Genomic DNA, 22264 nt, shown 5'->3' on the forward strand with positions numbered 1-22264 from the left:
CCCGTCACAAAACTTAATTACGAATTACGAATTACGAATTACGAATTATTTAATCTTACTCCCCAACGCTACAAGGGTTTAGGGGATATACCCTAACTACCCTTGTAGTTCACTCTGCACCTTCAATTGGTGCAAAACCTTGGCGCTGAATATTTTCTGTTACCGCGCGTGGTTCTAGGAATTGCAGGAGGTAATCAGGACCGCCTGCTTTAGAACCCACGCCAGAAAGTTTGAATCCACCAAAGGGTTGCCGTCCAACGATCGCTCCGGTAATATTGCGGTTAATGTACAAATTCCCGACTTCAAACTCTGTCTGCGCCTGCTGAATGTGCGAAGGTGTTCTAGAATAAAGTCCTCCAGTTAAGGCGTAGTTTGTCCCGTTGGCGACTGCTAGCGCTTCTTGGAAATCTTTTACCCGAATTACCGCCAGCACAGGGCCAAAAATTTCTTGCTGGGAAATTACCGCATTTGGCGAGACTTCACTAAAAATTACAGGGCCGATAAAATATCCTTGTTCGGGTGCTGGTAATTCTAAGGCTAATTGTGCTTCTGCCTTACCTTTCTCAATATACTCGCGGATGCGATCGCGGGCATTAGCATCAATCACTGGCCCAACTTGGGTACTAGGTAACTCTGCTTCCCCAATATTCAAGGATTTTGTGGCTTCTACCAAGCGTTGCACAAAGGCTTCATAAATCGGTTCCAGCACAATCACCCTGGAAGCCGCAGAACATTTTTGTCCACTGTAACCAAATGCTGATTGCACTACCCCTACAACAGCTTGGTCTAAATCAGCACTTTCATCAACAATAATGCCATTTTTGCCACCCATTTCAGCAATCACCCGTTTCATGTGCTTTTGCCCAGGTTTCAATATTGCGGCTTCTGCGTAAATTCTACAGCCAACTTCTTGAGAACCCGTAAAAGCAATTACATGAGTATCTGGATGATTTACCAAGTAAGCGCCGACTTGCGAACCCTTACCAGGCACGTATTGAAAGACACCTTTGGGAAAACCAGCTTCTATTAAAATCTCTGTGAGTTTTGCGGCAATTACAGAAGATGTTTCAGCAGGTTTAAGAAGAGTACAATTCCCTGAAACTAAGGCTGCAACAGTCATTCCGCAAGCGATCGCTAGCGGAAAATTCCAGGGAGAAATTACTACAACAATTCCCCGTGGTTGGTAGATATAACGATTAGTTTCCCCAGCAAGGTCATAATTTACACCTTTATTTAATCGCTCTATTTCATCAGCGTAGTACCGACAAAAGTCTATCGCTTCCGAAACCTCTCCATCAGCTTCCTTAACTGGTTTTCCAACTTCCAAAACTATCCAAGCTGAAAGTTCGGCGCGGCGGAGTTCCATCAAATCACCCGCTTTCCGCAAAATATTAGCGCGTTGTTTTGTAGGTGTTTTCCTCCACCCAGGAAATGCAGCTTTGGCTGCTTGCATAGCCTGTTCAGCTTGTTCAACGCTAATCAACCCAACTTTACCAACTACTTCACTGAAATTAGAAGGGTTGAGAGAATCAACAAATTCCGGCGTGTTAACATATTCCCCATTAATCAACGGCAAATAAGTTTTACCCAATTGTTGACGAACACTTTGGAAAGCTTGCGCCGCTTTCGTTCTGATCTCTTCCACCGCATAATCGGTATCAGCTGCACCGAGGAAATGAGAGTGAGGAGTGGGGAGAGACGCGACGCCAGTCGCTACAACGGGGGGAACCCCCGCAACGCGCTGGCTCATTAATCGCGTCTCTACCTTAGGAGTTAAAGAGTTTTCTTCTTTGACAATTGGCGGCGCTAATAACTCTTCAATTGGTCGATTTTCGAGATTTTGCCGTAAAAATGAACTATTAGCGGTATTTTCTAACAATCGGCGAATTAAATACGCCATTCCTGGCAACAATTCACCGTAGGGACAGTAAACTCTGACTCGATAACCCTTGTCAACCAGAGCTTTTGCAACTTTATCACCCATACCGTAGAGGACTTGCAATTCAAAGCGACGGCGGGGGACATTTAAACTTTCAGCTATGGCAATAGCGCGAGAGTGCGATCGCACATTATGGCTACCAATGGCAGAATACACATATTGATGATTTTCTAGCAATAACTGAGTAATGGTTTCAAAGTTAGCATCAGTTGCCACTTTGTCGTTGTAAACTGGCTGTTTCCAATGCTTCTGGGCTGCTTTTATAGTTTCTTGATCCCAATATGCACCTTTCACTAAGCGGATTGTCAGGGGATAACCGCGTTCTTTCAGCCAAGAAATTACGTTTTTGGCATCTTGCTCGCTATCACGCAGATATGCTTGAATTGTCATCCCAATATCTGTGCGTTGCCGAAATTCTTCTTCTAGTAAGAGTTTTTTCAGGATGGTGAGAGTTATGTCTTTATAAGCATACTGTTCCATATCAAAATGCACAGCTGCACCCAACTCTTTAGCACGACGTAAAAGAATCCGAATGCGATCGCTAACTCGCTCCTCACTACCTTTAGCATCTAAAGGGTCAAATTGAGAATAAAACGCCGTTAACTTCACAGAAACCTGAACTTTTGGGATCGCTTCGCCATCAGCCTCATCAATCGCCGGGATAGCTGCCCAATTCTTTGATGCTTCCACCAATTGTTGCATTAATTCTAGATAGCGTTCTAGATAAGACTGCGCTTCGGCTTCGGTAATCACCGCTTCACCAAGTAAATCAATGGTGAAAGCCATTTTTTCTTTTCGCAGTCGTTCAACTGTTTTGATGACTTGTTTAATATTTTCCCCAGAAATATATTTATGAGCAAGAGTCTCAACAGCTGTACCAACGGTTGTAGCAGCAACTTGTCCTGGCATAGAATCAGGGTTAGCAAAGTTTAGCATTCCCTTCAAAGCTGCCGGCAATTCTACAGATTCATCTCCTAAATATTCTTGTAAATGTGAGGCAATTTCTGATTTACTGTGCAAAGCAGGTAGCGTGTCTATAAAGCGAAATAGTTGCACCCGCAATCCAGGATTACTCATCGCCCAAGCTAATAATTTATCATCCCAGCGCATTTGATCCCGCAGGGAAGAAAAAAACGAACGATTTTCCTGTGTTGCTGCTAGAAGTTGTTTAGCAATTTCTTGGGTTTTAGCTTCGTAAGTGCTTGTCTGTACTTGTACTACCACTGATAATAAACTCCGTTAATCAAGGCAAGGCTTTTTGGACAAAGCCTGTGTCTTCTATTTTGACGCTTTCATTTAGCTGTCACCATATCTAATGGTTTGCCAAGTTGCAATTTAAGTCTGACAGCAAGAGAATTCTAACGCTCTTTTATTACTCCGAAAAAATAAAATATTCGTAGGTTGGGTTGAACTTTAGTGAAACCCCAACAAAATCAGAGATTGTTGGTGTTGGGTTTCGTTCCTCAACCCAACCTACGCCTAAGTTCATCAAAGTCCTTAAAAATAAGGGTGGATGATTTTTATCCCACGAGAGTCATAAAAGAGCGCTAAGTAGTGGCTTTTAAGGATCAGAATTTTGGGGAACACGGATAATTGGGCAGAAGGGAAGGATTTTCCAGCTTTTTCTCTTATAGAACAGAATTCAGGAGTCAGGAGTCAGGAGCGGAGCGTCTCCGGCTCCGCTCCTGAATTCTTCTTCAACGCATCTTCCCTATGTCGTTTTAACAGGATGTACTTATTTTTTTCAATACTAAGAATGGGTATACTCACTCTATGCCTACAGAAAACTTTATGGATATTTTATTTTCTAACTGGCAACATACACTGCAATCCTTTGGTGTTGACCAGGTAGCGGCTGAAGAAGCCTTTAATTTGTTGGTTGCAGCTTACTCTACCCCTAGTCGCTATTACCATACACTGAAACACATCGATCGCGTTCTCAGCATAATTCAGATTTTGCAAGGCTACACGAATAACCTAGCTGCTGTTCAACTAGCCGCCTGGTTTCACGATGTAGTGTATGACACTGAAGCTCAAGATAATGAAGAACGAAGCGCAGACTATGCTTTTGAGTTGCTGAGTAATTTAGGTATTCCAGAAAGTACTATAACTACTGTTACGCATCTCATTTTAAATACTAAAAATCACCAAGCTGCGGTGAATGACTATGACAGCAAAGTCCTAATTGATGCAGATTTAGCGATTTTGGCTGCTAACTCAGTGCAATATGAAGAATACGCCTATGCTGTTCGCCAGGAATATGGCTGGCTGCAAGATGTAGATTATATCATAGGTCGTCAGCAGGTTTTAGAACGATTTTTAGTGCGATCGCATATCTATTTTACGCCTTTAATGTCAGAGTTCGCCGAACCCTGTGCCCGTGGCAATATCCAGGCAGAAATTCAGTCTTTATTGTCTTAACCCGCACAGGCGGGAAAACCTCGTCTAAACGAGGTTTATAACCGCCAAGCCTCTCTGACTACTATAAATTTTGAATTGCTTAACAAAATTCGGTGGGTTTAAGTCCCCAGCTTCTTTCAAGCCGCAAGTTTGTGGCTCTTTCTAAATCCCCGTTACAAAACTGTACTTGCGACTTGCGACTTCTTTAACGTCTACCGCCGCCACGATGAGGCACTTCAACTTCAGTGTTTTGTAATTTTCTTGTCGGTGCAAATACTTCTTGATGTTGTTGCTGCTGAATTTTTTCCTGTGCAAACTTGACACGGGTGCGAACTCCGAGATCGGCATCTGTATCGAGCATTTGCTGAAGTTGACTTGTAATCCGCGACGCTTGATCGGGTAAAGTAACTGCTATTGCAATGGCTAATGTTTCTAAACTCGTCACTGCTGCATAACGCACTACCCATTCTGGATCTTGAGAAATTAATAATAGCGCCTCTAATACCTGAGTCTGAACAGATTCTACTTTCTCAGGCGGGACTTGATGCCAGCGCAAAGTGCCTAATCCTCTAGCAGCTGCCCGCCGCACACTTAAAGAAAAATCGGTTTTTGCTGCCTCTAACAAGGTATCCAGTGCCCGGACATCGCCAATTCCCGCTAAGGCACGAAGTGCCCAGGCTCTAGCACCATAGTTATAGTCATCAATTAGTTCCAATAGTGGCGATACTGCGGCTTCCCCGATCGCAATTAGTCCATCTACCGCCGCTACCGCCGCCCCTGGATTGTTGTAGCCCAAAGCTGCAATTAGAGTCGGAACAGATTCCTCTATACGAGCTGCTGCTAACTCTTGAACTGCGTCTACTAAGCGCTCTGACGAATCTGCTTCTTCTACAGCACGGATCAATATTTGGGCAAGATCGCTGTTATTCATAACAATTTTTCATGAGTAATTAGCCGTCAGCCAATTGTAGCTTAAGCTATCCGTAGTTGACATCATACATAAACCTCCTAACCCTGATTTTGCAGTTGGGTTGGGGGGTTTATGTATAGTGAACATTTTTTGCAAAGTATTAATAACAACTTATTATCTAGAATTTATGACCGAATTTTAGATTTTAAATTTTGGATAATGGAATTGAAGATTCAAAATCCCAAATTTAAAAAGGTCTGAACGCGAATTTATGTTGAGCGGAGTCGAAACACAGCGTCTCCAAGAGTTGCCCCCGAATTGAAACGCGAGAATAAATCTAAAATCCAAAATCGTTCGACTGAGCGTAGTCGTTCGCGTAGCGTTCCGCAGGAAAGTCTAAAATTGTCTGACAAGCCCCTGACTTGATTGCTGGGGTCAATCTAAAATCTAAAATCCAAAATCGTTCGACTGAGCGTAGTCGAAGTCTAAAATTGTCTGACTATAACAATGAGTCCATCAAATTAATCACTTTAATCGCACCTTCTGACAAAGTGGTTGGTGTGATGTGATTGACTTGATGTTCTAGTAATCCTTTGAGAGAAATTAGCTTGAGGCTATTTTCAGCAAGAGTCTGTGCGATCGCATCTGCTGCGGGTAAATATCCAATCGCTCCCAAATCTGCTAACACTGCTCGACGCAATTGCAATCTTTCACCAGCCAAAGCCTTTACCAACCGTTCTCCATAAGCTGGTTCTTGGGTTAATTGATACATCGCTCGTGCAGCAGCATATTGCACCAATTCAATTGGATGCTCTAAAAATGGCTTTACCAAAGGGGTGAATTCAGTCGCCCTCAAGGTTCCCAAGGCTTCTAAAATTGCCTCGTAGGGTTGAGATAAATCAGGCTGCTGTGAGACAAGCTGCTCTCCCTGCAAACCTACAACTAATAGCTTGATCAGAGGAGGAATACAAACCGGATCGCCTAGCATCTCTAAAGATTGTGCTGCTGCTTCCCGCACATAAAAATCTGAGCAGTCTAAACACGCAATTAAAGGTGATACTGCTTGGCGATCGCTTAGTTTTCCCAAGGCTCTAGCTGCGTTCCGTCGCAGAGGATATCCGCCTTCTGGTGTTCTGTCGGCTTCATCCTCTAAAGCTTTAATCAGTCCTGTAACCGCAGCTGCTTCACCTATCCGAAACCTACCCAACCACCAGGCAGCATAAAAGCGCAAGCCTAAATCTTCACTTTCTAGATTAGCGATCGCTTGTTCTACTGTTAAAGATCCACCATCGGCATTATCACCTGTCGCTGATAAATCTTCAAATTTCTGTGGACTGGAATTCATTAGGAAGAGGGAGGATCGCTTTGTTCGCTATCTGTTTTCACCTCAGCGTTCAATGGTTGAATGCTGACTATTTTGCCACCCAAGCGAGTAATTCGCTGCATTTCTTGATTCATCCGGTTTTCAGGCACTGTGAAAAACACACTGCCACTAGAACGAATGGGATAGTTGGTTTTTTCGGTTTCTTCGCTTTGGCGCAAACCTACTACTTCATACCGGAAGGAGCGATTACTATTTCTGCTACTAATTTGTCCAAGCATAAATCACTTCCAAATTTCAAGTTTCAAGTTTTCAATAGTCATTAATCAATGACTAATGACTATTGACAAATGACACTAAAGTGGTTTCACACTAGCTATTTTACCACCTTGTTTTACTACTCTCTGGAAGTAACTAGATAGTTCTTCATAGGGTATTACTACCGCTTGATTGACACGGCGTGTGCTAGGATACCCAGCACCAAAAATACCTGCCACTTCAATCCGGTATAATCTGCCTTCTTTACCAAATGTTCCCGCACCACCAAAAGTACTGTTGGGGGTAACACCTTTCTCGGAAGCAACGTATGAAAAACCAGAAGAAGCACCAGATGGAGGAACAACGATAGATGCACTATTGCGACCTAGTTCGGAAGCAAGGCGCGAGGATTTGCCTTTGAGTTGGGAAGTATCGCTACTGGCATAGCCGCGATAAAGTTGGAATATCCGGCTGAATCCCACAGTTTTCTGTCCTGTTTGGGTGTTAAAGCCGCGATAGTAAGGCACTATATTTTCACCGAAGCTAGATTGATACTCTGGCGAATCAATATAAGAATCTATGTCAGCTTCATATCCCTTAGTTTGATACAAGTCTAAGTGATAGACGACATCAGACTCATCATAAGGGGCACGACCCAACAAATGTTTATAGTTTAGTTCGATAACGCGAGTTTGGAAATTGTCGTAGAAAAACTTGGATTTGTACAATTCTGATTTGGCGAGTTGACGCACAAATTCTTGCACTGTATTTTTTCCATCGCGCAGGATAGATTCAGCACTTTCGAGGCGGTCAGATGCCAATATATAGTTGTTACCCAACACCTGACGATAGACGGCAGCGATTACTCTCTCTATATCTTCTTTAGTTGCATTGGGACGCAATTCTACAGGAGATTGGTCGGTAAAAGGTTCCGTTCCTAGACGGGACGCTGCTGTTGTAATAGCCATTGGTAATTTTCCTTTTGTAATTAGTAATTGTTAAGGGGAGCGGGGAGTGGGGAGAGACGCGATTAATCGCATCTGTACTAGAGAGTGGTGAAATTCCCTACTCCCTACTCCCTACTCCCTACTCCCCCCGATTCCCTATTTATACGGCAGTAATGCTAATAACTCTACTGCCCTTACGATTCAACTGCTGCAATTTACTAGACAGTTGCTCGTAGGGTACGATCAATTCCGCAGTCCCACGGCGCACTACAGTTGCGTTGGGGGAAGCTGCTTGTAGCACTCTGATGCGATATGTTTCCCCACGACCACCTGTAGAGAGACCGGTTAAGGCTCCGGCGGAGACTGGATAGATGGGTGAAGCTAGATTTTTAGCAACTTCCCAGGTTAGCCGTCCTTGTTTTTGTCCTTGGGCGCGATCGCTATTCGCATAACCCCGATACAGTTGAAACAGTCGGCTATATCCAACATTTTTCTGTCCTACTTGACTTTTAAAGCCTCGATAGTAGGGCACAACATTTTCGCCAAAACTCTCTTGATATTCTAATGAGTCAATGTAAGAATTAATTTCAGCTTCATAACCTTGTGAGTTGTAAAGCTCAACATGGTACGAAATCTCTGACTCATCTTCTGGGGCACGCCCCAATAAATGCTTATAATTTAACTCGATAAACCGGGTTTGCGAGTTGGAGTAAAAAAACTTGTCCCGATAGAATTCCGATTGAGCAATAGCTTGCACAAATCCTCTAACCGAGATTAAACCTTGCTGCAAAAGCGATTCTGCACTCTCCAGACGCTCTCCTTCTAGGAGGTATGCATTACCCAAAACCTGACGGTAAGCTGCCCGGATAACAACTGCCACATCTGCTTCAGTTCTATCAGGGCGTAGTTCTACAGGTGCTGAGTTTTCAAATGCTCCAATCCCTAGTCTTGCTGCTTGTCCCAAAGCTGCCATCTTTAAACCTCCTCAGTTTTAACTGCAAAACTGAAAACTTTTTAGAAAATTTTTTTCTAGTTTTTTAACAGTCTTTTGAAAATAAAACTGCCCGGAGAGGTAAGCAACTCATAGAACTCACTTGTCATAAGAGCTGATTTCCTCTCCGGGCTAAAGAAACACTCTAGCTTAGAGTATTGATTACATAGTCGATGTAGGAATTTGCTTCAACAGCTGGGTCGCCGCTTAGACCGTGGTTAGCTTTGATGTACTTGAGAGCTTCAATGTACCAGCTAGGAGATAGGTCAAAAGTGCGGTTGATTTCAGCCAAGCCAGAAATCAAGAAATCGTCCAAGGGGCCTGTACCACCAACAACTAAAGCATAAGTGATAATCCGCAAGTAGTAGCCGACATCACGAACACACTTGCCTTTACCGCGTGCATCAGACGCGAAGTTAGGGCCTTGTTGTTGAGTGGTGTAAGGGAACTTGTTATATACTGCTTGAGCAGCACCTTCGGTCAAGCGTTGAGCATTAGCGCTCAATGCTTTTGCTGCTTGTAAGCTAGCTGGTGCTTGACGGAAGCGACCAAAAGCAACTTGAATTTCGGTGCTGCTGAGGTAACGACCTTGAGAGTCAGCCGATGCAATTGCTTCAGTTAGAGGTGTTTTTGTCATTTTTGGTATTTCCCTTTTACAAACTTTTGGTTGAAATTTTGTTTTGTCCTAATGGACAATAATCTCAGTCAATAGCAGCAATATTTGCCTTAAGCTACTGCTGAAGCAGCACGATCAAAATAGCTAGCGATTTCAGCTGATAAAGCGCTGCAATCGCCTCTGGTGATGTTGTTTGTATCGTTGACAATTGCCAAGGAAGCTGCTTTCAGCTTTTGAATACCAACAGCAACTGAAGCTCCTGGGGTTCCCAATGCCAAGTAGGTTTCACGCAAGCCGTTGAGGGCACGATCGTCTAACACGCTGGAATCGCCCGCAAAGATTGCGTATGTGATGTAGCGAAGAATGATGTCCAAGTCTCGGATGCAAGCAGCAGCGCGACGGCTGGTGTAAGCATTACCACCGGGAGTGATCAATTGGGGTTGTTCTGCCCACAAATCACGAGCCGCAGCAGCAACAAGAGCGGAAGCATTGCTGGTAATCCGGTTAACAGAATCTGCACGCTTGTTACCATCTTTGACTAGTTCACTCAATGCATCCAATTGTGCATCGGAGAGGTATTCCCCACGTGTATCAGCTTGGGAAACTACTTTTGCAAATGCATCTAAAACCATTGCGTTAAATCTCCTACTTTGCTTGGTTAAGAATAATTGGACTCAAAACTGAATGATTCAGCTTTTTTTGATGTCAGCACTGCCTGACGAGTTACGAAAGGTCTAAAACAGACATCCACCAAATAAGTTTACGATCTCCAGGCTTTCAGATTAAAACTTTTGTTAAAAAACTTCAAACTTCTATGAACGACTGGAAAACCTGATTAAGATGTTGTTTTTTACTTCCAAGTTCTCTTTATACAATGCTGCCGCATCATTATTTATTACAAATTATTGTTATGTTTGTTAATTTAGTTTACATAACTTTACATTTAGTCTTAACTTCTCGGCACTCTCAAAATACTGGAAATTTCTTTCAGGGAAATTCCTTAAAGAATGCGTAGGCGTAGCCCAACCCAGGTATCGCACCTTTAACTTTTGTAGCATTTGCTACTTGAAATCTTCTGCCAAGGGGACGCAGCATATTTACGGCTGTATTCTATCGATTAAGGTAATAAGTGCAATTTCTTTGCATCTCTGCTTTCAACTTTTAAAGAAAAAAGACTTGATTTTGGATAAATTTTTATGATGCTCTGTGTTAAATTTAAACTACGGTTTTTCGATAAAATTATCGTAGTTTTAAATTGCACAGTATGCTTTGTCATTTTGCAAACTTGTGGTTAATGGCAACGGAAATCACTCCTATGGTAAAAGACTGGTTTGAATGGCACGACCTTTACAAGAACGAACCGAAATTGCAACAACGCCTGCAAATTGTGCAGGAATACATTTCCTATAGCTTGAATTTGTCTCAACCAGGGTTAATCCGTGTAGTTAGTGTTTGCGCGGGCGATGGACGAGATTTGCTAGGAACGCTATCAAATCATCCACGAGCAAAAGATGTTTATGCCCGACTCGTAGAGCTAAATCCACAGCTAGTTGAACGCGGACAACAAACAATAGAATCCTTGGGTTTGACAAAACAAATTGAGTTTATCAATGGTGATGCAACTCTCTCCTGTAACTATGTAGGAGCAGTGCCAGCAGACATTGTGATTGTCTGTGGTGTATTCGGCAATCTTGCAGATGAAGCTGAACTAAATCGTTTGCTAGCGAACCTGAGTTTTCTGAGTAAACAAGGTGCTTTTGTAATTTGGACTCGTGGACACTTTAACGGTATTCCTTACTCTGAGACTGTGCGTAAATTTTTCCGTGAATATAGATTTGAAGAAGTGAACTTCAAACTCACTGCAACAGGAGACATGGGAGTAGGTATTCATCGTTACCTTGGTGAAAGTTTAGCTGCACCCAAAGAACAACAGTTTTTCGCGTTTACGGCGTTCCAAGTAAAGCCAGGTAAATAAGGGGATAGTGATTGAAAAGATTGATAAAATCCAGCGCTAAGTAGGTCGGCGCAATTCAAGCTAACTGGCTAAGGCTGTCATTTGTCCTTTGTCATTAGTAAAGGTTTTAAGCCTATTTACGTTTCGTAACATACTTTGATTTTTTCGCGCTAACTTACTTAGGCTGTTTTTAAATATTTGTTATTAATCACCATTCTGTAACAGTTAAAGTATTGCACTGATCCACATCTTGCCCAGAACTTAAGTTCTGGGCAAATAGTTCAAGCCCACTCAAGTGGACTGAAATGTCTAATTTATTACTAGCCGGGCGACTAGAAGTCGCGGCTACACAGACAAAACCTGCCTCCGCAGGTTAAAAACTCTTCACAATACCAGGTGGACTTTGTTTGTGTAGTAGCGTAAAGCCTTCTCTACGAGACGCTGCGCGAACGGCATAGCTTCGCTTAGCGCGTCAGCGTGCCGGATGCTCTATTCTATTCGCCCAATCTTTTCAAACATCCTCTAGCACACAAATTCTAGTAGTTTGTCAAGTTTAAATTGATGGGTAAGCAAGTTCGGAGTAAGAACTTTTGTCCTTATTTCCTAAGAGAATGTTTTAAAAGTCTCCTTATCGGTATCAAAAGTTCTAGATCCCCCTAAATCCCCCTTAAAAAGGGGGACTTTGATTCCAGTTCCCCCCTTTTTAAGGGGGGTTAGGGGGGATCTAAAAGTGCTTAAAGTCACAGCAAAACACTTTTAAAACATCCTCTGAGCATTAAAGTACTTACTACAAACCCTTCATTACTAACTTGACAAATTCTAGTGTGACTTCCGCAATAGTAAATGCAGTAGGGGCAATTCATGAATTTCCCCTACTGTAAAATCAGGGTTTTGTATTGTTTGTGTAAGCCCTATCTCAGCATCTACGTCATTAAAAGGACTTGAGCTATTAGCCTCGGAATTTATTCCAAAGCGGGTTGATAACGAAGCGAGAGATTAAAAAGATAGAGGTAAAAACAAGGTTTTCAAATATGGGGTTCCTTTTCCCCTTTCTCCCTACTTATTAGCTCCTGCCAAACACACTGCCAAGGGCACGCGCCATATTTTGCGGTTGCATTGCATCCATTGCGGCGGTTGGTTCGTAGCCGCAGTGAACCATGCAATCGGCACACTTGGGATTACCACTCTTCTGGCCGTATTGACTCCAATCAGTTTGTGCCAGTAATTCCTTGAAGGTAGAGTAATAACCTTCGTTTAGCAGATAACAAGGTTTTTGCCAACCGAGAACACTATAACTAGGGCTACCCCAAGGTGTGCATTCGTAGTCTTTCTCACCAGTCAGAAAATCTAGGAACAGTGGATTGTGATTGAAGTTCCAGTTTTTTTCACCAGCTTTGTAGGGAGCCAGAATTTGCCGGAAGAGAGCGCGGGTTTGTTCGCGGTGGAGAAAATGATCTTGATCTGGTGCCCACTCGTAACTGTAGCCGGGAGAAATCATCATCCCGTCAGTATTTAGTGTTTCCAAAAAGTCGAAGAACTCTTGCATATCTTTGGGTTTAGTACCCTCAAAGATAGTGGTGTTAGTGGTGACACGAAAGCCTTTAACTTTAGCGGTGCGAATGGCTTTGACAGCAATATCAAAAACACCATTGCGATCGACGCACCGATCGTGTAACTCGCGCATTCCATCTAAATGCACGCTAAAAGTCAGGTAAGGGGAAGGTTGAAACTTATCCAGGCTTTTTTCTAACAACAAACCATTGGTACACAAGTAAATATATTTCTTGCGCTCAATTAATCCCTGAACAATCTCATCAATCTGAGGATGTAGCAGAGGTTCTCCCCCAGGAATTGAAACAACCGGTGCGCCGCACTCTTCCACTGCGGCAAAGCACTGTTCTGGGGTGAGATTTTGCTTTAATATTTCCTTGGGATGTTGGATTTTACCACAACCAGTACAGGCTAGATTACACCGAAAAAGAGGTTCCAACATCAATACTAAGGGGAAGCGTTTACGTCCTTTCAAACGCTGAGTAACCAGATACTTCCCGATATCCATAGCTTGTTGTATGTTAACTGCCATTGTTGCGATCGCTCCTCTTTATATATCTAAAAACACCACACTAGGGGCGCACATCTGTGCTAGCTAGCCTACTATATTTTTCATTTGACATAGCCTTGAGCAACAAACCAATCCACAGCATCTTTGAGTGCCGCTTTCAGAGAAGATTGAGGTAAACCCAACTCTCGTACAGCCTTTGAAGCATCATAATACATAGGTTGTTTCGCCATCCGAACGCCATCCAATGGCACTGAGGGCGATTTTCCCAAGGGTGCGAGAATCTTTTCATCAACCCAGGCAACACTAAAGGGCAACCAAGCGGGTACTGTTCGTTGAGGTGCGATCAAACCTGTGATATCGGCAAGTTGTTCGAGTAGTTCTTTGAGACTTAGATTTTGATGACCTAAGATATAGCGATCGCCTGACTTACCCCGTTGCAAGGCCAGTAAATGCCCCCACGCCACATCTCGCACATCGATAAAATTCAGACCAGTATCTAAGTAAAAGGGCATTTGCCGTCGTAAAAACCGTAAAATTATATCACCTGTGGGGGTAGGTTTGATATCCAACGATCCAATGGGGCTGCTGGGATTGACAATAACTACCTCCTGACCTGTAGCAACAGCTTGCATGGCTTCTTGTTCAGCCAGAAACTTAGACTTTTTGTAATTACCCACCAACTTTTCTAGGGGACTCTGATGTGTTTCATCGACCACTTGATTAGATGATCCTACCCCAATTGCTGCCACTGAACTGGTGTAAACGGTGCGTTCAATGCCAGCTTTATTAGCTGCTACCAAGACATTGCGTGTACCCAGAACATTATTATGATGAAGTAAGTCCCGGTCTGTTTGCCACAAGGAATAATGGGCTGCGACATGAAATAGGTATTGACAACCTCTCATTTGTTGCCAGAGATTTGGATCGTTCAAATCGCCTTTGACAATTTCCACCTCCAAACCGCGTAGATTTTCCAAATTGCTACTTGAGCGTACCAGCGCTTTGACTGTGTAACCCTCTTTCAGTAACAACCGTACTAAGTGGGCACCAATAAAACCCGTACCCCCCGTGACAAAAACCTGTATCAACTTGCCCCCTGCTCCCCTGCTCCGCTGCTCCCCCTCTTCTTAAACCGGGGAAACCAATCATCTAAAATAGTGTAGACTACTGGCACGACAATCAAGCTGAGGATAGTTGAAGTTACGAGTCCACCAGCGATCGCTACAGCCATAGGCGATCGCAATTCGGAACCAGCACCAAAACCCAGTGCGATCGGTAGCATCCCTAAAATGGTGGAGGCAGTGGTCATCATAATTGGTCTAAGGCGCACTAGTCCAGTGTTGAGGATTGCTTCTGTGCGTTCTGTGCCAGCATTGCGTAACTGGTTGATATAATCCACAAGCAAGATGGCATTTTTATTAGCCAGCCCCAGCAAAAAGACGAAACCAATCAGTGAAATCATCCCAAAATCGCTCTCAGTGATCAGTAGTGCCAACATTGCCCCCACCAGTGCTAAAGGCAAAGATACACCAATCACTAGAGGGTCTACCCAGCTTCTAAACAGCAAAATTAGTACCACGACAATACACAACGCAGATAAAGCCAAAGTACTGCCAAAACTGCTAAAAACCTCACCTTGGCTAGCTGAGTCTCCTCCTAAATTTAAGGAAACATTAGATGGTAACACCGCTTTAGCTTCAGCTACCACTTTGTCAGTAGCATCACCCAAAGATAGATCCTTGCCAAGATTAGCGCTGACATAAGCTACTCGCTGATTATTCAGACGCTCAATCTGAAAAACCTTACCCTGTGGATTCGTTTCACCTGTAACTGTGACATCGGCAAATCCCGGTAGTCTCTGAATTCTCTCTTTAATTGCCTTGACTGCTTTACTTAAGGCTTGGAGATCGTCACCGCGCAAAGCTATTTGGAGAGGTTTTTGACCGCCAGAATCGACAAATTGAATATCTTCCACACTGGTAGTTACCCCAGGAAGGATAGGTAAAGAGGAGCGGAATTGATCTTGTAGTTCTCCAGTTGTGATTGTGCGGTCTTCCTTTAACTTTATATATAGTGTGCCTTTATTCGGCTCACCCTCACGAGAACCAACAGTAGTAAATACCGTTTCAACTGCCGGTGATTTTCTGACTACATCTTCTAGTTTTTTAGCAACCTGAAGAGAATCGTTTAAGGGATTGGGGATTGGGGATTGGGGACTAGGAATATTGCTCCCTTGTCCCCCTTGTCCTCCTTGTCTCCCTTGTCCTCCTTGTCCTCCTTGTCCTCCTCTGCCCAAATCGGGGATATTCGGTAAAGGAGCAGTATAAGCAATATTGAATTCGCCGCGATCTAGTTTGGGAATAAATCCTTTGGGAATTAGTGGAATCAGGGCTATACCTGCGATGAAGCTGAGGACAGCTAACCCAACAACTATCTTTCGGTGATTCAAAGACCAACTCAGCAAGTTTCTGTAAGATTGGGCAAATGCTACCCAGCTTCTTGCTTCCCGACGCGGGGAGAGCGAGGAGTTAGGTTTTAGCCAGTAAATAGCCAGAACTGGAGATAAAGTCCGAGCAACTAGCATAGAAGCAAGCATTGCTGCTGAAACAGTGATGCCGAAGGGCTTGAAAAATTGCCCAATTACGCCACCCATTAAACCTATGGGTAAAAAAACCGCTACTGCTGTCAACGTGGCGGCGGTGACTGTTAATCCGATCTCATTGGTTGCTAAAAGCGCCGCTTGGCGAGGAGTTTCCCCATCTTCAATGTGTCGCATGATGTTTTCTACATCCACGATCGCATCATCAACAATACTCCCAATCACCAAAGCTAAAGCTAACAACGTAATCGTTTCTAAGTTGAAACCGAAAATTGCCATGACGATAAACGTCGCCAACAAAGATGTAGGAATCGCCAAGGCAGAAATTAGGGTGGCCCGCCAATTCCACAAAAAAGGAAAAATTACCACGATGGACAACAAGACTGCTTCCAACAAAGCATCGATAGTTGACTGGGTGGCTTGACGGATATATTTTGCTTGGGTAGCAGCCAAAGTGAGTTTGACATCCTTGAGGGTAGAACGTAGCCTTTGGACTTCTTTTTCAACTAAACTCACCACTTCTAAGGTGTTAGCGCTACCGCGTTTGATTACCTGAAATGCCAGTGCATCTTGCCCGTTAAATCTGACTAATGTTGCGCCTGCTTGGGGGATGGCTGCTGCACTCACATTCGATGGATTTAGGGGAGGGGTTGCAGTAGCACTGCCCAACAGTGAGACTTTCAGGACTCCTGGTAGTTTAGCGATCGCACTGACAATCTCGTCTTTCGCCAACTTTGTCAAATCTGTAAGATTCCGGGTGGGACTCTCAATCGCATAGCTAATGGCGGCTGACTCGTTCAGGTTCAGGGGAATAATCTTAGAAGTCGCTCCTTGAGGCAAAGTCAGCTGCTTGAGGGCCGTTTCCACCTTTTTGGTCGATGTTTCTAAATTCGTACCAACGGCAAAAGAAAGGCTAACGGCTGTTTGACTGGGATAAGTGGATGAGCGGATATTCTCCAGTCCTTCTAGGGAACGGAGGCGTTCTTCCAGGGGTTTGGTGAGCTTCGTCTCTGTATCCAAGGCAGTTGTCAGGGGGGCTGTAGCATTCACAACCACCACTGGAAAGGTAACATCTGGAAATAAAGCGTACTTCAGGGAACTGAAAGCCAGAACACCTGCTACCGTTACGGCAATCCAAAAACTCACCGTCAGCCACGAAAACTGAATCGCTAATTTGGAAATATTGAAGATTTCTCGTGCGGATTTTGAGTTACGAAGCTTTACCATCTTGGAAAATTATCGTGTGGGTGACACAATTATTTAGTCATGCTACAGCAATCACTTTCGGTTTGCGAGCTTTGGTCACAACTAACCAGCAATATTACTTATTGTCACTCAGATATGACCCAATCTTTAATACAAAAGGAAACTTCAAAGATGAAACTTGGTTCTGTCGAGCATAAGGAATTATTCTGCCGGAGCTTTACCGAAAGCTACAGGGAATACGAACCTGAGTCTCTCCCCTGGCCAGATTTGGACGATACAGCCTTGAATTTCTTACGCAGTATTCCCTTCTGGGAGAAAGCTCTGGATACAGAACGACAAGCTGGAGCAATAGTTAGTGGTTATGCAACAACGGTGGGCGATCCTATTTTACAAAGTGCGATCGCTCTCCAAGGTAAAGAAGAATTACGCCACGCCCGTCTACTTCAAACATTAATTGACCGTTACAGCATCGAAATACCAGAACGTCAACCAATTCAAGTTCCCCAAAAAATTGAGCCAGTTTTTACGCGCTTTGGCTTTGAAGAGTGCCTGGATACTTTCTTTGCTTACGGGTTATTTGCGATCGCCCGTGAAGCTAATGTTTTTCCAGAATCTATCTTCACTATCTTTGATCCCATCATAGACGAAGAAACACGTCATATTGTTTTTTTTGTCAACTGGTTTACGTATACACAAATTCATCGTGGCCAGGGATTCATCCCACTACGGAGCGCCAAAACCCTCTGGCAATACGGCAAGGCTCTCAGTAATTTGATTGCCGTCTTTGGTAATGATGACGCTAGTAAGACTGGCTTCGCTATCACGGGTGCTGACATTTTTACCAAAAACCTGACACTAGAAAAATTTCTCAGCATTTGTCTAGAAGAAAATCAGCGCCGGATGAGCAAGTATGATCCCCGACTACTCCAACCACAATTACTACCCAGACTTGCCAACATCGCCCTCCGCACCCTTGAGTTAATACCCAAACGCAAACTTCAGAATATTGAGAATGAGAGGGCTAGTGCCTAATTTTTTGCCCATCAACACTATTCTGGTGGCTCAAGGAGCAGAATATAAAGCTGTTTGTCGCGGATTAAGCGGCGTTACTGGTTCCATCCCAAGGGTAGCAGCCATACCTGTTGGGATGAAGCCTTTACTCAAATATCTGCACGCATCCCCAGAAAATGGACAATTGATGGTTCCCAAATCCAGGGTGCTGATTATGGGTATCTGTGGCAGCTTGAGCGATCGCTACAAAGTTGGTGATATTGTGCTGTATCAAGATTGTGTTTATCAGGGGAAGCGGTTAGAGTGCGATCGCACTTTCACAGCCCAATTGCACTCCCCACTCCCCATTACCCCTTATCCCCAGAGGGGGCCCCACCTTCCCCACTCCCTACCAAATTTAGTCAAGTCAATGACAAGCGATCGCATGATTTGGTCTGCTGCCGAAAAACGTCATTTAGGTGAGACTTTAACGGCTGATGTTGTTGATATGGAAGGATTTACTGCCCTAGAGTTTTTCAAGGCGAGTAGGGTGTCCGTGGCAATGCTGCGAGTAGTCAGTGACGATTGTCAGCACGATATCCCCGATCTCACATCAGCAATTAACTCTGATGGCTCCCTAAATCCTTTCCCGTTAGCGATCGCAATGCTTAGACAACCGCTTGCAGCTACTCGGCTAATTCGAGGTTCATTAACAGCATTAAAGGTGTTAGAGCAAGTTACAAATCTGCTCTTTTCTGGCAATAGACCAGAATAATTTGTTGCTAAATTAATAACACACTTCGCGGTGTCTAAAAATCCCCGACTTATCAAATAAGTCGGGGATTTAACTTTCTATGAATACATCTTCATATAAGTCGAAGTTTGTGAAATCGAACTATATAAAAATATCGGCGTTGCTGAATTCAGATATGAAAATGATTTTGTATGATTGCAAAATCATTGTAGAGACGTTGCATTGCAGCGTCTCTACACCAAGATTAGCAACGCCAAAATATCGGTGATTATATTTACCTTGAGATCGCATTAATCACAAAAATAATTACTATCAGTGTAAGAATCAATACAATTTTGATTTTGATAATGAAATTGCTTGTGCAATAAGTTTCACAGAAACTTTATCGTCATGCATATTAACTATAAAAGAATATTGGGAAGCATAATATAGAACCTTATCAGGGTTGGGTTCCACGAGAGCTAATTCTTTTTGCTTTGAATCAAAAATACTCTTTTGCCAGAATAGCTCGGAAATAATTTGCCAACTATCTTACAGAATTTATGAATTTCAATCAAAACTTATACCTGTACTCGTTCCTAGCTAATTTTGGATGGCTCAAAAAAAGTTACACCGCTAAAATCATGTTGGTGGCTTTTTTGGGTACTCATGTCCCACTTCTAACCTTACTTTTGAGTTTCGTCATTTCAAACTCCTATTCCTTCGAGATGGCGGCACGAATTCTGATTATTGCTCTATTGGCTACATTAGCGGGTACAGCCGCCACCCTCTATGCGCTAAACCATCTCCTCAAACCGGTCATTCTGACATCTGCTGCATTACAAAATTATCTGAACACCAAAACACTACCTGAATTGCCTACAGAATTTGTTGATGAAGCGGGTACGTTGATGGCAGATACCTCACAAACTCTTCACAAATTAGATGAGTTAATTCACTACATCACTAATTATGATGAACTGACTGGATTACCCAATCGTGATTTATTCCGCGATCGCCTCCATCAGATTTTATCCCAACCTGAAAACAACCAGCGACTTATAGCTGTGTTTTCGCTCAGTATTGATGATTTCACTGGTATGAGTCATGGGTTGGATCATCAGACAACAAACTTATTGTTAAGAGCAGTTGCCCAGAGGTTATCAACCTGCACGGCGCAAACAGATATTCTTACCTATTTAAAGGGAGATGAATTTGCTCTTGCCCGAATCGATATTCATTCTTTTGAAAGCGTAATTAAGCTATCTCAGGTGCTGTCGAGTACCCTGAGCAAACCTTTTTCTTTAGAAGGGAACTTGATTCATATTACCGTCAGCATCGGGATCACACTTAATAACCTAACTGATCCTAATAGCGTAGATCAACTCTTACAACAGGCTCATATCGCGCTTTACCAGGCCAAACAGCAAGGGCGTAGCCAATACCAATTCTATTCGCCAGAAATTAATGCTCAGTTGCAGGAGCGACTGACTTTAGAAAAAGAATTACATGGAGCGCTTGAACGTGGTGAAATGTTGGTTCATTATCAACCTTTAATTGATTTAAAGAGCGGGCAAATTACAGCGATGGAAGCGTTGGTTCGCTGGCAGCATCCTAGATTAGGTTTGGTTTCTCCAGCAAAGTTTATTCCCATTGCAGAAGCCAATGGTGCGATCGTACCAATTGGTGAATGGGTTTTGCGAACTGCTTGCGCTCAAACCCGTGCTTGGCAGCTGGCTGGATTTACCCCAATTCGGATATCTGTGAATCTGTCAGCTCGACAGTTTGAACAACCATATCTAGTTGAGATCGTCAACCAAATTCTTGAGGAGACTGAACTCGAAGCATCTTACCTAGAACTGGAAGTAACAGAAAGCTTCTTGATGAGTGACATTGAGCGATCGGTTAAAACCTTAAAACAATTACAACAACTGGGTATATGCTTGGCTCTAGACGATTTTGGCACCGGTTATTGCTCCTTAAACTACTTGAAGCGTTTTCCGATGAATATGCTCAAAATTGATAAGTCATTTGTGCAGGATGTCATATCTAATTCTGATAGCGCCGCCGTCACCAATGCGATTATTGCTCTAGCAAAGAGCCTCCGGTTGAAAATCACGGCAGAGGGTGTGGAAACCCAAGAACAGCTTGAATATCTACAAATGCGTGGATGTGATGAAGGTCAGGGTTTCTACTTCAGTCGTCCTGTTCCTGCTGATATAATTGCCCCGATGTTGCAGAAAAATTCTCAGCAGGTAGAGACAATTGCAGCATAAGTTTTTAATTAGGTTGGCGCAATTAAAGCTAACTGGCAAGGGCTGTCATTTGTCACTTGTACTGAGCGTAGTCGAAGTATTGGTCATTAGTAAGGACTTTAAGCCTGTTTATGTTTCGTAACATAATTTGGTTTATTTCTACCAACTTACTTATGCCTAAGCCAGAAAATAACCTCCCCTGCTTTTCACATCAATAGGACTTACGCAAAAACTCTCTGCAACTCTTATTCCTTGGCGGACTTGGCGTACTTGGCGGTTCGTTTTTTCATGATTTTGCGTAAGTCCTAATTAAATAGAAAATGTAGGGGCAATTCATGAATTGCTCCTACGGGAAATAAGCCACAATAGGTACTAGTGATTTCTACGCTTGAGTCAAAAACGGCTGCATAACAACTTTCAATTATCAATTATCCATTCATAATCATGCCCAGATCAGCGATTATCCAGCCCAATCAATCCTACACCTTTGCGGATTACTTCAAACTCAACTTTGCCCCGCAAGACATCCTGGCGTATTTTGGTGTTTCGCTTCAACGCCGCTCCCTCAAATTGCCCCACTATGCAGGTAGCCTCGATCGCCTTACCGACCTCAAAGCTCGGATCGAAGAAAGCCTACCCCGCCTGAGCCTCACTAGTGAAATGGCACGACGGGAATTCCTTATCGCCCCAGTATTGACCGATGTGCTGCACTACACCCAAGCCACCCTTAATGTTGAGTATCCCGTTGCCGTCAGCAACCAACTCAAAGGTTCCCTAGATTATCTGTTGCAAAATCACCAGACCTTCCTAGTGATAGAAGCGAAAAACGAAGATTTAGAGCGGGGCTTTGTGCAACTTGCGATCGAACTGATTGCCCTCGATCAATGGATTGAGTCCGATCAAATTATCTTGCAAGGCGCAATTTCAACCGGAAACATCTGGCAGTTTGGTCAATTTGATCGTCAATCCCGTCAAGTAACTCAAGACCTCGATCTCTACCGTGTACCCGCCGACTTAGATGACCTCTTACGAATCCTAGTCAAAATTCTTGAACCCTAAAAGCGCTACAGGGATCTTTTTCAA

The 22264-nt window shown here is 43.4% G+C and carries 17 protein-coding genes; 6 read left to right on the top strand and 11 right to left on the bottom strand.

Annotation, left to right across the window (positions count from 1 at the left end; translation table 11 throughout):
• Positions 1-109: 109 nt before the first annotated feature.
• The gene (pruA, locus tag HWQ36_RS24425; RefSeq protein WP_292707436.1) at positions 110-3163 is read right to left on the bottom strand and encodes an L-glutamate gamma-semialdehyde dehydrogenase; all 3054 of its coding nucleotides are present in this window, start codon (positions 3161-3163) and stop codon (positions 110-112) included.
• Positions 3164-3712: 549 nt separating this feature from the next.
• On the opposite strand from pruA, the gene HWQ36_RS24430 reads away from it, so the two are divergent.
• Positions 3713-4360, top strand: a complete 648-nt coding sequence (locus tag HWQ36_RS24430) for a hypothetical protein (protein ID WP_292707439.1) — start codon at positions 3713-3715, stop codon at positions 4358-4360.
• 184 nt (positions 4361-4544) lie between these two features.
• Here the strand turns inward: HWQ36_RS24430 and HWQ36_RS24435 are convergent, their stop codons facing one another.
• The 7 genes from HWQ36_RS24435 to HWQ36_RS24465 all read right to left on the bottom strand — a co-directional run bounded on the left by HWQ36_RS24435 (position 4545) and on the right by HWQ36_RS24465 (position 10014).
• On the bottom strand, positions 4545-5270 hold the full coding sequence (locus tag HWQ36_RS24435) for a HEAT repeat domain-containing protein (RefSeq protein WP_292707442.1): 726 nt from the start codon (positions 5268-5270) through the stop codon (positions 4545-4547).
• Between the two features lie 478 nt (positions 5271-5748).
• Positions 5749-6594, bottom strand: coding sequence for a HEAT repeat domain-containing protein (locus HWQ36_RS24440; RefSeq protein ID WP_292707444.1), 846 nt, complete (start codon positions 6592-6594; stop codon positions 5749-5751).
• Positions 6594-6851 carry a phycobilisome linker polypeptide gene (locus HWQ36_RS24445; RefSeq protein WP_292707447.1) on the bottom strand — a complete coding sequence of 86 codons (258 nt, stop codon included), beginning with the start codon at positions 6849-6851 and terminating at the stop codon, positions 6594-6596. Before HWQ36_RS24445 ends, HWQ36_RS24440 begins: the two co-directional genes overlap by 1 nt.
• 75 nt (positions 6852-6926) lie before the next feature.
• Positions 6927-7796 (bottom strand): phycobilisome linker polypeptide, encoded by an 870-nt coding sequence (locus tag HWQ36_RS24450; RefSeq protein WP_292707450.1) that lies wholly within the window; start codon positions 7794-7796, stop codon positions 6927-6929.
• A 139-nt stretch (positions 7797-7935) separates the two neighbouring features.
• Complete coding sequence (locus HWQ36_RS24455) at positions 7936-8748, bottom strand: phycobilisome linker polypeptide (RefSeq protein WP_292707453.1); 813 nt, start codon at positions 8746-8748, stop codon at positions 7936-7938.
• A 163-nt stretch (positions 8749-8911) separates the two neighbouring features.
• Positions 8912-9403 carry a phycocyanin subunit alpha gene (gene cpcA / locus HWQ36_RS24460; RefSeq protein WP_012411562.1) on the bottom strand — a complete coding sequence of 164 codons (492 nt, stop codon included), beginning with the start codon at positions 9401-9403 and terminating at the stop codon, positions 8912-8914.
• A gap of 89 nt (positions 9404-9492) precedes the next feature.
• A complete protein-coding gene (locus tag HWQ36_RS24465) occupies positions 9493-10014 on the bottom strand; it encodes a phycocyanin subunit beta (RefSeq protein WP_292707461.1) in 522 nt (173 codons plus the stop codon).
• Between the two features lie 662 nt (positions 10015-10676).
• Here HWQ36_RS24465 and HWQ36_RS24470 point away from each other — a divergent pair.
• A complete protein-coding gene (locus tag HWQ36_RS24470; protein WP_292707464.1) occupies positions 10677-11357 on the top strand; it encodes a class I SAM-dependent methyltransferase family protein in 681 nt (226 codons plus the stop codon).
• A 1042-nt stretch (positions 11358-12399) separates the two neighbouring features.
• Here HWQ36_RS24470 and hpnH read toward each other — a convergent pair.
• The 3 genes from hpnH to HWQ36_RS24485 form a co-directional block, all read right to left on the bottom strand.
• Positions 12400-13419, bottom strand: coding sequence for an adenosyl-hopene transferase HpnH (hpnH, locus tag HWQ36_RS24475; protein ID WP_292707467.1), 1020 nt, complete (start codon positions 13417-13419; stop codon positions 12400-12402).
• A gap of 80 nt (positions 13420-13499) precedes the next feature.
• On the bottom strand, positions 13500-14483 hold the full coding sequence (hpnA, locus tag HWQ36_RS24480; protein WP_292707498.1) for a hopanoid-associated sugar epimerase: 984 nt from the start codon (positions 14481-14483) through the stop codon (positions 13500-13502).
• Positions 14483-17224: an efflux RND transporter permease subunit gene (locus tag HWQ36_RS24485; protein WP_292707470.1), complete on the bottom strand. Its 2742-nt coding sequence runs from the start codon at positions 17222-17224 to the stop codon at positions 14483-14485. The genes hpnA and HWQ36_RS24485 overlap by 1 nt, the downstream gene beginning before the upstream one ends.
• A gap of 150 nt (positions 17225-17374) precedes the next feature.
• Here HWQ36_RS24485 and HWQ36_RS24490 point away from each other — a divergent pair, with 150 nt between their 5' ends.
• From HWQ36_RS24490 to HWQ36_RS24505, 4 genes are all read left to right on the top strand, one after another.
• On the top strand, positions 17375-18235 hold the full coding sequence (locus HWQ36_RS24490; RefSeq protein ID WP_292707472.1) for a ferritin-like domain-containing protein: 861 nt from the start codon (positions 17375-17377) through the stop codon (positions 18233-18235).
• Positions 18228-18968 carry a phosphorylase gene (locus tag HWQ36_RS24495; RefSeq protein WP_292707475.1) on the top strand — a complete coding sequence of 247 codons (741 nt, stop codon included), beginning with the start codon at positions 18228-18230 and terminating at the stop codon, positions 18966-18968. Before HWQ36_RS24490 ends, HWQ36_RS24495 begins: the two co-directional genes overlap by 8 nt.
• 521 nt (positions 18969-19489) lie before the next feature.
• Positions 19490-21202 carry a GGDEF domain-containing phosphodiesterase gene (locus tag HWQ36_RS24500; RefSeq protein ID WP_292707477.1) on the top strand — a complete coding sequence of 571 codons (1713 nt, stop codon included), beginning with the start codon at positions 19490-19492 and terminating at the stop codon, positions 21200-21202.
• A gap of 423 nt (positions 21203-21625) precedes the next feature.
• Positions 21626-22240, top strand: a complete 615-nt coding sequence (locus tag HWQ36_RS24505; RefSeq protein ID WP_292707479.1) for a hypothetical protein — start codon at positions 21626-21628, stop codon at positions 22238-22240.
• Positions 22241-22264: the final 24 nt, after the last annotated feature.

This window comes from Nostoc sp. NMS2 (genome assembly GCF_017115105.1).
Classification (GTDB): domain Bacteria; phylum Cyanobacteriota; class Cyanobacteriia; order Cyanobacteriales; family Nostocaceae; genus Nostoc.

What these genes read in the sequence shown, in the direction of transcription:
- HWQ36_RS24490 (WP_292707472.1), top strand. Translation starts at nt 17,375, where the DNA reads ATGAAACTTGGTTCTGTCGAGCATAAGGAATTATTCTGCCGGAGCTTT.
- HWQ36_RS24435 (WP_292707442.1), bottom strand. Translation starts at nt 5,270, where the DNA reads ATGAATAACAGCGATCTTGCCCAAATATTGATCCGTGCTGTAGAAGAA.
- HWQ36_RS24430 (WP_292707439.1), top strand. Translation starts at nt 3,713, where the DNA reads ATGCCTACAGAAAACTTTATGGATATTTTATTTTCTAACTGGCAACAT.
- hpnH (WP_292707467.1), bottom strand. Translation starts at nt 13,419, where the DNA reads ATGGCAGTTAACATACAACAAGCTATGGATATCGGGAAGTATCTGGTT.
- HWQ36_RS24440 (WP_292707444.1), bottom strand. Translation starts at nt 6,594, where the DNA reads ATGAATTCCAGTCCACAGAAATTTGAAGATTTATCAGCGACAGGTGAT.
- HWQ36_RS24445 (WP_292707447.1), bottom strand. Translation starts at nt 6,851, where the DNA reads ATGCTTGGACAAATTAGTAGCAGAAATAGTAATCGCTCCTTCCGGTAT.
- HWQ36_RS24470 (WP_292707464.1), top strand. Translation starts at nt 10,677, where the DNA reads ATGGCAACGGAAATCACTCCTATGGTAAAAGACTGGTTTGAATGGCAC.
- HWQ36_RS24465 (WP_292707461.1), bottom strand. Translation starts at nt 10,014, where the DNA reads ATGGTTTTAGATGCATTTGCAAAAGTAGTTTCCCAAGCTGATACACGT.
- HWQ36_RS24500 (WP_292707477.1), top strand. Translation starts at nt 19,490, where the DNA reads ATGAATTTCAATCAAAACTTATACCTGTACTCGTTCCTAGCTAATTTT.
- HWQ36_RS24485 (WP_292707470.1), bottom strand. Translation starts at nt 17,224, where the DNA reads ATGGTAAAGCTTCGTAACTCAAAATCCGCACGAGAAATCTTCAATATT.
- HWQ36_RS24505 (WP_292707479.1), top strand. Translation starts at nt 21,626, where the DNA reads ATGCCCAGATCAGCGATTATCCAGCCCAATCAATCCTACACCTTTGCG.
- cpcA (WP_012411562.1), bottom strand. Translation starts at nt 9,403, where the DNA reads ATGACAAAAACACCTCTAACTGAAGCAATTGCATCGGCTGACTCTCAA.
- HWQ36_RS24450 (WP_292707450.1), bottom strand. Translation starts at nt 7,796, where the DNA reads ATGGCTATTACAACAGCAGCGTCCCGTCTAGGAACGGAACCTTTTACC.
- HWQ36_RS24455 (WP_292707453.1), bottom strand. Translation starts at nt 8,748, where the DNA reads ATGGCAGCTTTGGGACAAGCAGCAAGACTAGGGATTGGAGCATTTGAA.